Source organism: Photobacterium satsumensis (assembly GCF_050336935.1).
In the GTDB taxonomy this organism is placed as follows: Bacteria; Pseudomonadota; Gammaproteobacteria; order Enterobacterales; family Vibrionaceae; genus Photobacterium; species Photobacterium satsumensis.
This window is the reverse complement of record NZ_JAKJSK010000006.1, coordinates 1,502,385-1,519,512: the sequence shown is the minus strand read 5'-3', so window position 1 is coordinate 1,519,512 and position 17,128 is coordinate 1,502,385. Positions and strand designations below refer to the sequence as shown.

Sequence of the window (17,128 nt, the reverse complement as noted above, 5' to 3'; positions counted from 1 at the left end):
CCTAGCGTACTGATTCCGACCACTGGTTAGGTACATCAATCCGCATCTCTTCCAGTAATTGCCCGGTTGAGTTCAGGACCCGGTATTTGGCAAGGATGCCGGCATAATGGGCGTCAAGGTACGCCTTCCTCGCTTCAAATAGCTCATTTTCGGTGTTGAGAACATCCAGCAGGGTACGTTTGCCGATTCTAAATTGCTTTTCATAGGCGATAACTGTGCGGGCCGAGGCATCGACATGCTGTTGCAGGTAGAGGATTTGATTTAATGCCAGCTCCATTCCACTCCATGCAAGCCGGGTGCTTTCTTCCAGTAAACGGTATGCGCGGTCTCGTACATCCTTCGACTGGCTCAGCTGATAGGCGGCGCGGCGGCTCTCGGCCAAATCCGAACCGCCGTTGTACAGGTTGTATTCCATCTTTAGCATGGCTTTGAATTCATCAGTGTGGCCCGGGGTGCCATCCAAGTCTTCCCCCCACTCTTGCGATGCTTCGATAGAAAATGTGGGGTAAAAATCCCCTTTGGCCTGTTTGTATTGGTAATTCGCGGCATCGATATCATTATTAGCCACAAATAACACTGGGTTGCTGTCTTTGGCTTCACTGATCGCACTTTCAAGTGAGGTGGGGATATAGTTTTGGTCGACTTCGGGTTTTTCCAAGTTTACCGGTGCGCTGCCGACTTCGCGGTAGAACTCGGTGATCTTATCCTGCAGGTTGTTCTCGGCCGCAATCAGGTTGGAGCGTGAGCGGGCAAGGCGGCCTTCTATTTGGGCCAAGTCAGCCGTTGAGCCAATGCCAGAATCGGTCCGCTTTTTGATATCGGTAAAGATGCGCTGGTGGACGGTGAAGTTCGTTTGCGATAACGCCAAGACTTCCTGGGCTTCAAGAGTGTCGAGATAAATCTCAGTGACCCGAAGGGCTTTGTCTTGGGCATCAGCCAGAAGCTGGTAGCGCTGTGCTTCGGCTTCCGCTTTGTTGCGCTGGATATCATGGTAGGTGATAGAACCATCCCAGATAAGTTGGCGCAAGCTGATGCTCGCATCGAGTGGTTCATAATCTCCGGTGCTGTTGGTGGTGTTGTCGTAATCCTCGTACCCAGCGCTGGCCTCTAGATCAATCGAGGGTAAGTAATCGCCAACAGAAGAGCGGGTGGATTGGTTGCGGCTCATAAACTCGTTGTAAGCCCGTTTGATTTCCGGATTGGTCGCCAAAGTGTCAGCGACAGCCTGCTCTAGCGATTGGCCCATCACCAAAGGGCAATAGAGCAGAGTTGCGATCAGCGTGAGCTTTATCCTGCGCTGGATGAGAGGTTGTAAGCAGCGTTTGTGTAAATGCATCATGGAAAGCAGCCCCTAAAATAATCACTCTCTGAGTGCTGTTTGCTGTGCTTTCAGCACTGGGTTGAGTAAATACTGCAAGACGGTTTTCTCGCCCGTAATAATATCGGCTACCGCATTCATTCCCGGAATGATGGGCAGCCGGTTACCTGCCGGATCGGTAAATTCCGTTTCATCCGTTCGGATCCGGATTTGATAATAACTATGCCCCTCTTCATCAAGCTGGGTATCGGCGCTGATATGTTCTAACGTGCCACTCAGGCCGCCATACTGGGTGAAGTCGTAGGCGGTAAACTTCACCACCGCGGTTAACCCCGGCCTGAGAAAGCCGATGTCCTTGGGCGATATTTGTGCCTCGACCAATAAGCTGTCTTCGCTGGGGATCACCTCAATAAGATCCATGCCGGGTTGGATAACGCCGCCGAGGGTGTTGATATGGATTTTCTGTACCGTGCCATTGACGGGCGAAATGACGAGAGTGCGTACAACCTTGTCCTGTAAGCCAAGGTGAGACTGACTCAGGGCATCAAGTTTGTCGGAGGTCTGATTGAGTTCCGATTGAATATCAGAGCGGAAATTGAGGGCAATATCGAGTCGTTTGAAAATTGCCTCGTTCAAGGCTGCTTTCATTGCCGGGATTTGCAATTCCGTCGAGGTCATGTCGCGGCGGGTTTCATTGACCTGCCGTTGTAGCTTAAGCAGTTCAACCTTGGGGACGACGCCTTCATCGGCCAGTGGTTTGGTGATCCGGTATTCTTCACTGGTCAGGTAATAGCTCTGTTTTTGGTTTTTTAACCTTGCTCTCGCTTCTTCTAACTCTCGGCTTTTTTGCTGAATTTGCTGGGCCATCAGGGTTAATTGATTATCTAAGCTGGCCAGTTGATCTCGGTACTCGTTTTGCTGTCTTTTCACCAAACCAGCGTTTTGCTGGTGAAAGTGTTCTGGGAAATCGAGGTTAGCAGCTGAGACGGTAACGGATTGACGCCACAGTGTGCTGGGTGATTTGTCGGGGGATAGGGTGGTGATGCTGTTTAACAACGCATTCAGGCGGATACTGTCGGCTTTGATGCCCAGTAAGTCCTGATTCTTTTCTTCGAAATCTGCTTTGAAACGGGTGTCATCAAGTTGGATGAGGGGTTGGCCGATGGTGACTTGTTCCCCTTCGCGCACCAAAATGGCCTCGACAATACCACCTTCAAGGTTTTGCACAATTTGCCGTTGTGAAGAAGGGATCACCTTACCTTCACCGCGGGTGACTTGTTCTATGGGGGCATAAGCAGCCCAGACGATTGCAGAGATAAAAAACAGTGCGACAAGCCATAGCAGCAAGCGTGATCGGCCCGATGCCTCAAGCAAATAGGCATAGTGGGACTCTCGAACATAGTCGAGATGCTGTGGTTTGATTCGCTGTTCTTTATTTGTCATGCCTTCGTACTTAACCTCGTACTGAAAGACACGTTAGCCAACTCACGTCCATATAGTGGTAACGAAAACAATCGTTTACCTGCTCACAGTTTGTTTTTAGTGATTTTTTAAGAGCAGACACCTGCTCAAAATAATAGAGCACGGCCCGATGTACTGGCGTTGCGAGTTTGGGAATTCTAAAACCTGAGATCCGTTTAGGGTTTGTGCTGGGTGGCTCAAATACGAGACTAGACTTGAAAGGAGTTTATTTCTTATCTGACAGTCAAGAGTAGTGTGTATGGCTGATTCATCGTCGACAAATACTTCACTCAATGCATCATCAAATCGTTTGGAACCCAGTGGGGAAGAAGTTGCTGAAAACACTGAAGTGACGGTGAATCAGGGAGAGGTGTATGTCGTTCAGCCCGACGGAGCAACCCAGGCTGTTGGTGCCGGCGAAACGGTTAAGGTTGCATCCGGCCAGATGCTTTTAGCAGATAGCAATGCGAAGTACGTGGTCATGAAAAATGGTGAACCGGTTTTGGTTGACTGGCCCTGTCCGACCTGTGTGCTGATTGCGCCTTCTAGTTATACCGCTCTTTCTAGTGATACAAATGACAGTTTAGAAGTCTTCCCTGAAAGTTTGGTTATCCAACCGCTGGGACAATTTTCGGATGAGGCATCCTTTGCCCAGTTAGGGTTAAGCGAGCAAGAACTGGCAGCCATACAGGAGCAAATTCTAGCCGGGGCTGATCCAACAGATATTTTGGCACCGCCAGCAGCGGGTTCGCCCGCTAGCCCTTCAGGCTCCAGTGGCGAAACGGCAAATGGGGGCTTTGTTGTTATCAACTATGACGGCGATTCGACCTTGGCCGAGGCCGGTTTTGACACCCAGTTTGAGCGTGGGGATATTGCTGCTGACGATGATACCCCACCATTATTCGCTGCTGCTGGTGGCGAAACCGGTGCAATGCAGTTAACCGAAGCTGACTTTGCACCGAATACCTATCCTTCTGAGGCTTCTACCCAAGTGATAGTGAGTGCTGGCTCGCTGCCGCTGGATCCTGATTCGTTTACGTTCGATCCCGCACAGCTGGCAGATTTGCTTGCAGAGCTTAGTGCCGAGGTAACCTCCAGCGGACAGCCCGTTGTTTTCAGTTTTGACCCTTCCAGTAATTCGATTATTGGGGTGAGCAATGGCAGCCCAGTGGTGACCTTTCAGGTATCGGCGGAAACGGGTGGAAGGGATGCCACCGTTACTGTCACCACGTTGCTCGAGCGGCCGATAGACCATATACCTGACACTACTAGTGGCGGCCGGATCACCAATATTGATGATGTGCTGACGGTGCAGTTGCCTTTGCAAGGTGCTGACTTGGCCGGCAATCCGCTTGATGTGCCGTTGCAGGTAAGCGCAGCTATTCTCGATGGTGACAACCCGCTATTTGGTATCGATGAAGGCACCGTTATTGATGAGGCCGACTCTTTAGGCGTTGATCTTACTGGGAAGGTCCCTTTAGATGTCGGCAGTGATGAAATAAGTACTTTGGTGTTTGACCCGGACCAGCCTGATCTGGAAGGGTTAACCAGTAATGGCTTTGAAACTACCGTCTCGATAAATGCTGGCCAGCTTGAGTTAGTGGATAGCAGGGGAGAGTTGGTACTGACTATTTCAATCGACACCGATGGCACTTATGTTGTGAATCTGATGCAGCCGTTGGATCAGCTGAACAGAGCGGAGTTGGTGTTTGAGTTGGCAGTAACAGCGACTGACTTCGATGGTGATAGTACTGATGGTTTGGTGGTGTTGGTAACGATAGATGGTAATAGCCCACCGGGAGGTGAAACCGGCGAGATCACCTTTGTCGAGCCCGACTTGCAACCCAATGATTATCCAGGAAGTGGACAAGATACCATTGAACTGAAACCGGGTGTCGACCGTTTGGATCCCGATACGGTCACTATTGATGAGTTGGTATTGGCAGAGCTTATCAGCGAATTGAATCGGGAGCTTAGCTCAGGCGGCGATGAGCTTACCTTTAGTTATGACGATGCAACCGATGTATTGACGGGTGTGAAACCTAATGGCGAGGTTGCCGTTACCTTGACATTGACCTCGGTCCAAAGCGCCGATGGGCTAGGGATCACGATTACTGCCGAGTTAGTTCAATTGCTGCCGCTCGATCACCTCTCCAGCGGAAACAGTGACGGCTTTGTCTCTGTCAACGGCGAACAGATTGCCGTGATAGTGCCTATCCAAGCCAATGATACAGATGGTGATTTCCTTGATACAGCTGCGATATTAACGACCACCATTATTGATGGGAATATACCGGTATTACTGGAAGATAATGGTATAGATATAAATGAGTCGGCAGATCTTAATGTTCCGATAGGCAGTCAAATAGGTGTTGATGTTGGTAGTGATGAGATTGCGGCGATTAATTTTATTCCGGATCAGCCCGGTTTTAATAATTTATTCAGCGATGGCCAACCTGTGCAATTCGATGTCGTTGGCGGCAATACCATCAATGCTTATATCGACGTGAATGGAATAAGGGAGCCTGTATTTACTGTTGTAATGACGCCGACGGGTGAATACACATTTACGCTCAACAATAACCTAGACCATATCGACAGCGATGAAATCACCTTGCCTCTGGGTGTTATGGTTATCGATGACGATGGTGATACCAACACCGGCACCATTTCTTTGACCATCAGAGATGGTGACGATCCTGAATTTGGTGGTGATACTGGATTAGCGCTCAACGAAGGCGAGCAGGGGATTACTTCTGGAACGGGTAATATTGAAGTCATTACAGGGAGTGATGATGTGGTCTCCGTGGTGTTCGCTACAGACCAACCGACTTTAACCGGGCTAACCAGTAACGGTTTTGCCCTGACACCAGCCGTTATCGGTAACCAAATTACCCTCGTTAGATCCGATGACCCCAGTATTGTTGTCCTTGAGGTGAGTATCGGCATTGATGGCAGCTACAGCGTATCCCAACTCCAGCCACTGGATCAGATAGATGCCTCCGATCTCAATACATTCATCTTAGGTGTCGTAGCGACAGATCGGGATGGGGATGTCGCGCAAAGTACCATCACTATTACGATTGAAGACGGTACTGACCCTGCCGGGGGAAATGCGGGTAATATTATTTTTACTGAAGGTGATTTAACCCCTGAACAGAGTGAGGAAGGCTATCCGGTATCTGGTACTCACACTTTAACCATTCCTGCAGGCGTGGATCGTCTTGACCCAGATAGCTTTGAATTGGACGCAAATCAACTGGCTTCACTATTGAGTGAGTTGCAGGATGAAGTTACCGCTGGCGGCTTAGCGGTAATAGCCAATTGGGATGAAAATACCGGTGAGTTGACCCTTACCGCAGGTGGAGAGATCGTACTGACGGCAGTGTTAACCGCTGTTCAGAACAGTGATGGTGAACAGGTTGATATCATTACTGAAGTGACCCAGTTTAAGCCCTTGGATCATAATGGTACCGACAATACTGGCTTGGTTCGCCAGCAAAACGATTCCATTGTGTTTGACCTACCTATTCAGTTACAAGATACCGATGGGGATTTCCTTGAAAACCCAGCAGTGTTAACCGCAACCATCACGGATGGTAATGATCCTGAATTGGAACAAGGGGTCGGTATTAGCCTCAATGAAACGGATAATGCCAATCAAGTGGTCAGCGGGGCGATAGGGATTGATGTCGGCAGTGATGAAGTTGCCTCACTGCTGTTTGCTGATACCCAAGCGGTGCTGAATTTCACCAGTGATGGCAATCCAGTGAGCTTGGTGGTTGGCGGGACGCCGGTTGGTAGTGAAATTACCTTGGTTGATTTGCTGGGTAATACCATCTTGTTGGTGACTATCAATAATGATGGGACGTTTGAAGCAACACTCAGTGGGACGTTGGATCATATCGGTAGTGACAGTTTGCTCATACCGCTTGATGTGGTAATCACTGATGAGGACGATGATCAGGTCTCCGGTCAGATTAGCATTACCATTACCGATGGTGTCGATCCTGATGGCGGGGATGAAATAGCGGTTGCTATTATCGAGCCGGATCTAGACCCCAATAACTACCCTGAGACTCAACAACAATCTGTAACCATAGCTGCAGGATCTGATCGCTTGGTACCGGGATCTGTGCAGATAGATCCTAGCCAATTAGCTGCGATTTTAGCTGAGCTCAATAGTGAATTGACCTCTGGTGGCGGAGAGGCGCTGACATTTAATTATGACCTAGCTACCAATGAGATCGTGGGGAGCTTAGCAGATGGCACCACAGTGCTGACTATTGAGTTTACCTCAGTGCAGGCAGCTGATGGACAGGGTATCGACTTAACGATGACAGTGACCCAGCTGGCCCCGTTAGACCACAATATCAATGGTAACAATAATGGGTTTGTATCCATCAGTGGGACCTTGATATCGATAACCTTGCCATTGCAGGCCGAGGATGTTGATGGCGATAACTTTGTGACTCCAGTTATTGCTACAGCTGACATTTCAGATGGTGATATACCCGCTTTTGGTGCTGATTCAGGCGCTGATATTAGTGACCCTGACAATACCCCTCCGGATCAGGTGAATACGGCAACTGGCGCGATTGCTTTGGATGTAGGTAGTGATGCGATAGCCAGTGTGGTGTTTGTTGATACTCCCGGGCTTTCGGATTTGATATCCGGTTTTACCAGTAATGGCGAACCAGTTAGCTACCAAGTTGATCAGAGCCAGCTACAGATTTTCAATAGCCAAAATGAAGCCATTCTTACTGTTACCATCGCTAATGATGGCAGTTATACGGTTGAACAAAGTGACGCGTTTGATCAGCCTTTGGATAGCAATCAACTTCAGCTGGTAATCAATGTACTAGTAACAGATGACGACGGTGATACTGACGATAGTCAAATTGTCCTGACCTTAAATGATGGGTCAGATCCTGCGGGTGGCGGGGGCGTTTCTGTCTCCATGACTGAACCGGATCTTGATCCTAATAACTACCCGGAAAGCGTTGAAGCAACATTGGATATTGTGGCCGGAGCCGACCGCCTCGATCCAGATTCTATATCCATAGACCCAGCTCAACTTGCAGACGTGATTGCTGATCTGCAATCAGTGCTGAGTTCAGCCGGTGAGCTGCTGACGGTCACATTTGATGAGGGTAGTGGTCTACTAGAGGCGCGGTTACCTGATGGTAGTTTGGTGCTAACCGCTGCGATTAACAGTGTACAGGCGGTAAATGGTGACGATTTAGTTGTATCTGTCATTACCACCCAGCTACAACCCCTCGATCATCTCGATACGACGGTGGACTCGCCCTATATCACGAGTAATGGCGAAGAAATCGTTCTCACCTTACCACTGATGGCAACGGATACTGATGGTGATGACTTAGCCCAACCAGCCAGTGTTTCTGTGACTATTGTGGATGGTGAGTTTCCGGCCTTAGGGAGCGGAGCTGGAGTAAGCCTCAACGAAACCAGTGATGCCAATCAGGTCGTCGAAGGGGCTATCAGCATCGACAAAGGCAGTGACGACATCGCCTCTTTATTTTTTGCCAATACCCAAGCTGCCCTGAATTTCACCAGTGATGGTAACCCGGTCAGTTTGGAGGTTGGTGGTACGCCTGCTGGCAGCGAAATTACCTTGGTTGACTCCCTTGGCAATATTATTTTGCTGGTGACTATCAACACTGAGGGTGAGTTCGAGGCCACACTGAGTGGCACACTCGATCATCTTGATAGTGAAAGCTTGATAATACCGCTTGATGTGGTGATAACCGATGACGATGGTGACCAAGCCCCGGGGCAAATTGCCATTACCATTACTGATGGTGATGATCCGGCTGGTGGCGGGGCTATCGAGGTCGATTTTACCGAGCCGGACCTCGCCCCACCCAGCCAAGCTCCGAGCGAATACCCGCTGACCGAGCAGCAACTTCAAGTGATTGTTGCAGGCTCTGATCGCTTGGTGCCGGAATCCGTGCAGATCGATCCTGACCAACTGGCTACGATTATCGCAGAGCTTAATAGCGAGCTTACTTCCGGTGGCGGAGAGATCCTGACATTTAGCTATGACCCGAACACGAATGAATTAATTGGTGCGCTAGGCGATGGCACACCGGTGCTGACGATAGTGTTCACCCCGTTGCAGTCCGGTAATGGTCAGGATATCGATTTGACTATGACGGTGACGCAATCTGCCCCGCTGGACCACACAGTCGGTGGTAACAGCGATGGGTTTGTGTCGGTCAGTGGTGAGTTGATAACGGTGAACCTGCCATTGCAGGCCACAGATGTTGATGGAGATAACTTAGTAACCCAAGTTACAGCGATCGCTTCCATTACTGACGGGCCGATACCTGAACTGGTCGAAGGCAGCAGTATCACGGTCAACGAAACCGCTGATCTTAACGTACCGATACCGGGTCAGGTTGGCGTTGATGTCGGTAGTGATGAAGTGGCATCGATTACTTTTGTGGCTGACCAACCTGCTTTCGCAAATTTGCTTAGCGACGGCCTTCCGGTGCAGTTTGAAATTGTGGATGGCAATACCCTTAACGCCTTCATCGATGTCAACGGCAACCTACAGAATGTGTTTACAGTGGTAATGACACCGTCTGGTGATTATACCCTGACCCTTAACAATAACCTTGACCACCTTGACGGTGACAACATTTCACTACCGCTAAATGTTCTGGTTACCGATGATGACGGCGATACCAACACCGGTGTTGTTACCCTCAATATCGAAGATGGTGATGATCCTACTTTTGGCAATGACTCAGGTCTGGCACTTAATGAAGGTGATGACGGCATTTCATCGGGAACTGCGAACATCGAGGTTATTCAAGGTAGCGACGATGTTATCTCTGTCCTTTTCTCTGCGGTGCAACCTGCTCTAGAAGCACTGACCAGCAATGGATTTGCGCTGACATTTACCGTAACAGGCAATCAAATTACGGTTGTTAGGGCCGATGACCCGAATATTGTGGTGCTGGAAATTTCGATTGATATCAACGGGGGTTACAGTGTCACTCAGTTGCAGCCACTAGACCAAATTGATGATTCAGATCTCGCTACGTTGGAATTAGCGGTAGAAGTAACAGATAGAGATAGTGATACAACACAAGGTTCTATCACTGTAACGATTGAAGACGGGACAGATCCTGTTGGCGGTAACACTGCACAAATTGCCTTTACTGAGGGGGATCTCACGCCTGATCAGGGTGAACCTGACAACGAGCAGGGTTATCCTGTTTCAGGAGATGCCGCGATCACAGTTGCCTCCGGGGTAGATCGGTTAGATCCAGATACGGTTGATCTTGATTCGATCCAGCTTGCCACGCTACTGGCAGAGCTAGAGTCCGAAATTACCGCGGGTGGACTACCGACAACCGCGGTGTGGGATGTGAATACAGGCACCCTTACGCTTTCGGCGGGCGGGGAGGCTGTACTGACAACAGTGATCACTGCTGCACAAAACAGCGATGGTGAGCAGGTTGATATCACTACCACGGTGACCCAGCTTAAACCCTTGGACCATAACGGCACTGACAATACAGGCTTGGTACGCCAGCAAGACGATACCATTGTGTTTGACTTGCCCATTCAAGTACAAGATACCGATGGCGATTTTCTTGAAACACCTGCGCTTATCACGACCACCATTACTGACGGGGCCGATCCGGAAATCGAAACCATTGCCTCGGTAACCGTGCTCGAAAGCGATATAGATGAGGGAGGGGATTTCCACCCCGGTTCAAATCCAGATGGCGATGGGCAGACGGCAACAGGGACGATTACCTTTGATTCCGGCTCCGATGAAATCGTTAATTACGAGGTTGATGTCGATGCGTTCAATACCGCGAATGCAGACACGCTAACGGCTGGCGGGCAACAGGTCACCTTGGTTTTCAATACCACCAACAACACCTATGAAGGCCAAGTTAACGGTGTGGTGATCTTTGTATTAGCGTTTATCGCAACCGGCACCTCAGCCGATGATAGCTATAACTTTACCTTGTTGGGTGCACTGGATCATATCCAGCCAGATAACGATACCGAGCTGACGATTGAGTTCTCAGCTACCGCGGTCGATCAAGATGGCGACGCTAGCTCTGCCGTGACGTTTGCGGTAACCATCGAAGATGATATCCCGCAAACTCAAGATGCAGCCTTCCAACCAATAGAGGAAGGGGAGTCAACAGAGACTTTGGATGTACTCACCGTGCCGGAAGAAGGGGCCGATGATGCCGAAGTAACCGCGGTCATTATTGAAGGCGTGCGCCAAGAGCTAACGGGGACGCCGGATGCACAGGGGTTCTTCAGTTTTGATGTTAACCAAGACGGCCAGTTACTGGGTCAATTACTGATCAGTGCCGAAGGGCAGGTGTTGTTCAATTCTCTGCCAAATCTCGACCATGGTGCCGAGCCGATTGTTGCCAATATTGATTTTGAAGTGACCGATGGCGATAGCGATCTTAGCCAGAGCACCCTGACAATTACTATCACTGACGAAGAACCGACCTTGGTGGTACAGCCGTCAGAGGGTGTTGAAGATCAGGGGCGAAACCCCGACGAGTCCTTGGGTGATCCCACCACCGGGATCCCGATCAATATGTCGATTGATATTGGTGATGCGGATCGGGGTGAACAGATCGGTGATGTGTTCATTATTCTTCCTTCCGATCCCCATGGCCAGTTTTTCCTCAACGGTGTCGAGATAGTGCCTGCTGGAGGGCAAGTCCAAATCGACCCTGCTGCTTTTGTCGATCCTGATGGCGATGGGGTGTTTGAGCTGCAAGGTGTAACTTTCGTACCGGAGCCTGATTATTCGACCTTGTTTGAGCCAAACAACTTGCTGGATTTCACCGTGACAGCCGAGGTCGTGACTGACGATGGGGTAAACCAGCCCCTGCAGGACGGCACATTATCTATCAGTGTGCTGGGCATTGCCGATCAACCGGCGTTTGCCGAAACCGCCGTGTTTTATTACGGCGATGGCGTGGAGGACGGTGACAACATTAGCCTCAGCGAATCGTTCCAAGCGCTGCTGCAAGATACCGACGGCTCTGAAGAGCTGGCGTATTTTATTACCATCACCGAAGGGCAAGCCCAGATTATTGGCGAAGGGATCTTCGAGGTCGAACCGGGAGTGTTTGAGGTGCCGATCTCGGCGATTGATATCATAGAAATTGACCCTATCGATAATTTCAGTGGTGATATTCGCCTAACCCTGACTGCGCAAAGTACCGAGCTAGGGCACTTTGTTCCCGGCTCGGAAACCGCGCAAATTAGCGAAGAAATTCTGGTGAATGTCCTGCCTGTTGCCGATGACGCCCAGCTTAAAGTCAGCCGGGTCGAATCGCTTGAAGACGACCCTATCGCTCTGGCTCCGCTTATCGAGCTGATTGAACTGGACGATCTTGATGACGACTTCGGTGTCGAAACCTTGTTTGTGCGTATTTCTGAACTGCCTGATGGTGCGCAGTTGTCACAAAATGGGACTGTCCTGACCCCAGATGGCGATGGCGTGTATGAAATTCTCTATGAAGAGCTGGATCAGGTAGAGCTTATCCCAGTACCGGAAAGCAATGTCGATTTCCAAATTAAAGTGGAAGGTGTCGTCAAAGATGTGGTCGATATTACCCTTGAGGACGGCACGGTAGAAACTGTTGAAGATGTGTTGGTCACACCCGCGCAGTTTATTGAAGTGGCATTAACCGGCGTGGTTGACGAGCCTGAATTTGAACTCGGTGGCAGTAACTGGACTGAGATTGTCGGTAGCGAAGTACCCGGTATTGAAACCACGGTTGATGAAGATACCGATGCGGTACTTGATTTCAGCTTGGTCTCAGGGGAGTTTGCCAATGCGCCGTTGGATGAATCTGAAACCCTGACCTTTGTGGTGTCCAATATCCCTGAAGGCACTCAGATTTTTGATGCTGAAGGCAATCAACAAACACTGGTTTTTGTCGGTTTTGACGACGACGGCCTACCTCGTTATGAAGTGAAGTTGACCGGTGAGGATATTGGTGACCCCGATCAGCCCGTGGCAATCAGTATCCGTCCTCCGGAGAACAGCACGGAAGATATTGTGCTCGATGCCAATATTGTGGTGACAGAAAACGATGGTGACCAAGGTGAGTTCGTATTCCAGCTCGTTATTCATATCGAGCCCGTGGTCGATGCCGAGGATTACACAAGGCGAAGTAATGGATTGGAAGATGAGCCGATTAATCTAAATTGGCAGCCGGTATTGACCGACAGCAAAGAGCAAATCACCGGATTGGTGGTCAATAATATCCAACCCGATTATGGCTTGCAGATTAATGATGGCGGCACGATTACCGCATTGACTGTCGATGCGGCAGGTTCAGTTACCTTGACGGAAGCACAGTTGGCTCAGTTACTGAATGGGGCTCAGCTGCAATTGCTGGCTCCGGAAGACTCTGATTTAAATCTTACTGGTGCAACGGCTATTAACACGCAGGTCACTGTTACGGAAGTAGATGTAGATTCTCCAGCAACCGATGTTCAAGTCGTCAACGGCACCTTGAATGTCATTATTCAGGCTGTGGTCGAGCCGGATGCTGAGATAGGCGTGATCCCGGCGGGCTCCACGGATTTTGTCGATACGATTGTCTCGAACGATGGCAGCTTGGATCTTGGTGGCGGGGATGGTTCAGATGGGCAGATCGTGTTTGAAGATCTCGATCCCAGCAGTGATGAGATCATTTTGTCTATTGTGATCTCCTTCCCTGATCCCGAAGCCGATTTTGTTGTTATTGGCGGTATTAACAACGGCGATGGCAGTTGGACGGTACCGCAGGGGAGCCTGGATGATATCCAGATCCTCGCCCCGGCAGATTTTATCGGCACAGTTACTGTCGCCATTGCTGCTGAGGTGCAAGATCAGAGCGATGATGTTGACCCTAGCACTGTTGAAATCGTTAACAGCACGCTGACTATCGACTTCCAAAACAATGCACTCAACGACCAGCTTGCAGCCGATATTGTGGTTGATGACAGTATTATCGTCACCGGTGAAGAAGATACAGCAGTTACACTCGGGACCTTCCTCAACCAAATTGTCAGTCTCAGTACTGTTGGTGAGAATCAGGGAGATGATGAGTTTTCCCTGGTGATCAGTGCCGCTAGCCTGCCAAACGGAGCCACAATCTCCGGCATGGATTTCAATTTTGTCACTGGTGAGTATGTTATCAAAGTGCCTGTTCAGGGAGATGGCAGTGTTGATCTGTCCGGTATTAATTTGAGCCTTCCGCAGGACTTTGCCGGTGACTTCTTGCTTGATGTGAAATACGTCAATACCGATACCGCCAGTGGTGATTTCAACGAAGTTACCGATACCATTCCGGTGCGTATTGACCCTCTCGTCGATGTGCCTGAACAAACCGGTGACAATGAGCGGGTACCAGATATTGGCGTGTCGGTGGTGGAAACCCAAGGACTGGATGCAGATCGTCAGCCTATTGAAGACGGTGAGTCGGAGGTGATTTATCCAGATATTGCCTATGAGGATGGCACCATCATTTTGGACGTAACTGCTACGGTTGCCGATATCAGCACCACAACCTTGGAAGGTCTCGAAACCATCGATCAAGCGGTGATCAGTGTGGGCGCTTCCGGTGGTTTTTTGCTCAATGCCGCAGGCGAGCAGGTTACCAGTTTGACGATCACTGGTAGTAGTGAGTTAAGCGCTGTTCGTTACATTCCACCACAAGACTTCAGCGGTGATGTGTCGCTTGATGTCACGGTGACGATTGTCGATACGGCTGAATATGACGAAACCACAGGAGCAGCGATTCAAACCGATACAGCTAACTTCGATGGCAGCATTAGTTTCGAAGTAATTGCGGTTAACGATGAGATTAATTTTATCGGGATAGAAACACCGGTGGAGGGTGATGAAGACAGTGGGTCGATTAGCTTTGCCGGGATCAGCGGGAATGTCGTCGATATAGACGGTTCTGAATCGATAGTGTCGCTAAAAATCGTCAACGTACCTGAAGGGTTCATTATTGATGGCGCGGATAACAATGGTGGCGGGGAATGGAGTGTCGCTGTGCCACCGGGTAGCGACTCTTTCGATTTGAGCAGCCTTGGTTTGATCCCACCCAAAGATTTCAGCGGGTCGGTAGCGCTGGATCTTGTGGTGTTCTCCAAAGAAGACAGTTTGGAATTACCGGTTGAGAATACCGCGACCTTTACTGTGGTTGTTAATCCCATTGCAGACCGGGTAGATATCGATGTGACTCCAACGGGCGAAGGCACCGAGGATGACAATATCGACCTTATCCTCAACATCGAAGCCTTTGATGACAGCGATAGCTATACAGGCACTGGAACTAACGTGTCAGAAAATCCCCCGGAAACTCTGCAAATTCAAATCAGTAATGTACCTGATTCGAGCCAAATCGCCTTGCCTGATGGTGTAACAGGCACGGTAACGGATCAGGGAAGTGGTGTCTGGTTGGTCACGGTTGATAACTCGGATTTGGACTGCCTGGTGTTTATCCCCGGCGATGCCAACAGTGATAATTGGAATGGCCAGCTGGACTTGGAAATTCGTGCCGTCGATCAAACCGATGTAGCAACCGATGATATTGCCCAATTGGTCACAATTAATTTGGACATCGAAGCGGTCAATGACGCCCCGGTGAACCAAGTACCCGATATGCTTGAAGTCGATGAAGATACTTTACTGCTCATCAACAGTTTACAAGTCACCGATGTTGATGTTGATGAAGTCAGCGAAGGGACAATGACCGTTGTGCTTGAAGTAGGAAACGGTCTGCTATCACTGCCTGTGGGTTCGCCGGTCGGGAGTTTGACTATCACTGGCGAAAATAGCCAGACGTTGACACTTGAAGGCTCCATCACCGATATCAACACCTTGCTCTCCTCAGGAGTTAACTATCAACCTGACGCCAACTTCAATGGTGATGACAGTTTGCAAATAACCACTGATGATCAGGGTAACACCGGTTCTGGCGGCCCACTGCAAGATACCGATACCGTCCCTATCACGGTAAATCCTATTAATGATGCCCCTGAATTGCCGATTATTGATGACCAGACTGTAGAGGAAGACTCACCGCTTGTGCTCAATGGCTTGCGTGTCTCTGATATCGACTTTGATGAGGCGGGTAGTAGTGGGGTGATGACAGTCACCGTCACGGCCAATAATGGTGGCTTGACGGCCGTTGAAACCGCTGGTGTCACAATAACGGACAACGGAACAGAAGTGGTTACGCTCGAGGGTAGCCTTACAGATATTAATATCGCACTTGCCGCTGGGATCACATATCAGGCTAACCCTGATTTCAAAGGTGATGATGTGATTTCGGTTGTTGCCAACGATAACGGCAATGTTGGCGCTGGTGGACCACAGCAAGCAACGACCACTATCAATGTTACCGTTACCCCTAAACCTGAGCCACCGACACTAGAGCTAACGGTGCCCCAACTGGCAGATACACGTGCCACCTTGAACACATTGGTCCCATTACTCGGGCTGGTGGTGATCCCCGCTGATGCCGATGAAGCCTTGTTTTTGGAAGTGCGAAACCTAGGAGCTGGGCGGTTGGTCGATAGCTCCGGGGCTGAAATTGGTACCGATAACGGTGATGGTAGCTGGCGGGTAGCAAGCAGTGATCTTGATAATATCTTCGTGGCAGATCTCCCCGAAGGCGCGAACAGCTTGACCTTAGTCGGCATATCGCAAGAAATCGATGGCAGTGAAGCCGAATCGACCGAACTGTTGATTGGAGTCCGTATCGATGACTTAGCCAACACCGGTAATGAAGTCGGCGCGGGGGACAACGACGCCGAAAACCTTGTGCTCGGTAGCGATGCCGATGAGCGTTTGTTCGGCGGTTTGGCTGACGACATCTTGGTTGGCGCAGGAGGCAGTGATGAACTGTTTGGCGGCGCAGGTAATGATGAGCTTTGGGGAGGCGATCTAAATGGCACTGGTGATGGTGCCGCTGATGTCTTCACGTGGCAGGCGGGTGATGTTTCGACGTCAGGGACGCCGTTTACCGATACGGTAAAAGACTTTGAAATCAATCTCGATCAGATCAATATTGCTGATATCTTACCGGATAACGGCGAGGAAGCGCTTGATCGTTTGCTCAATAATATTGTTGCTGATATCGATGCCGAGAATACGGTGAACTTAGCCATCTCGGCGACTGAAACCTTACAGCAAAATATCGCAGTGGAAAATATCGATGTCGCCGCAATAGGGCTAGGGACGGGATCCACCTCGAATGAAATCATTAACGAGCTATTCAACAATGGGGTGTTTATTGTGGATTGATCTGTTTGGTA

Annotated in this window: 3 protein-coding genes; 1 reads left to right on the top strand and 2 read right to left on the bottom strand. The window is 49.8% G+C overall.

Going from position 1 to position 17,128, the window contains the following annotated elements; translation table 11 throughout:
* Position 1: 1 nt before the first annotated feature.
* Positions 2–1,339, bottom strand: a complete 1,338-nt coding sequence (locus L4D79_RS06990) for a TolC family outer membrane protein (RefSeq protein WP_428649198.1) — start codon at positions 1,337–1,339, stop codon at positions 2–4.
* Positions 1,340–1,360: 21 nt separating this feature from the next.
* Entirely contained in the window at positions 1,361–2,761 is a 1,401-nt protein-coding gene (locus tag L4D79_RS06985; RefSeq protein WP_428649195.1) for an HlyD family type I secretion periplasmic adaptor subunit, read from the bottom strand.
* Positions 2,762–3,038: 277 nt separating this feature from the next.
* On the opposite strand from L4D79_RS06985, the gene L4D79_RS06980 reads away from it, so the two are divergent.
* Complete coding sequence (locus L4D79_RS06980; protein WP_428649192.1) at positions 3,039–17,117, top strand: retention module-containing protein; 14,079 nt, start codon at positions 3,039–3,041, stop codon at positions 17,115–17,117.
* Positions 17,118–17,128: the final 11 nt, after the last annotated feature.

What these genes read in the sequence shown, in the direction of transcription:
- L4D79_RS06990 (WP_428649198.1), bottom strand. Translation starts at nt 1,339, where the DNA reads ATGATGCATTTACACAAACGCTGCTTACAACCTCTCATCCAGCGCAGG.
- L4D79_RS06985 (WP_428649195.1), bottom strand. Translation starts at nt 2,761, where the DNA reads ATGACAAATAAAGAACAGCGAATCAAACCACAGCATCTCGACTATGTT.
- L4D79_RS06980 (WP_428649192.1), top strand. Translation starts at nt 3,039, where the DNA reads ATGGCTGATTCATCGTCGACAAATACTTCACTCAATGCATCATCAAAT.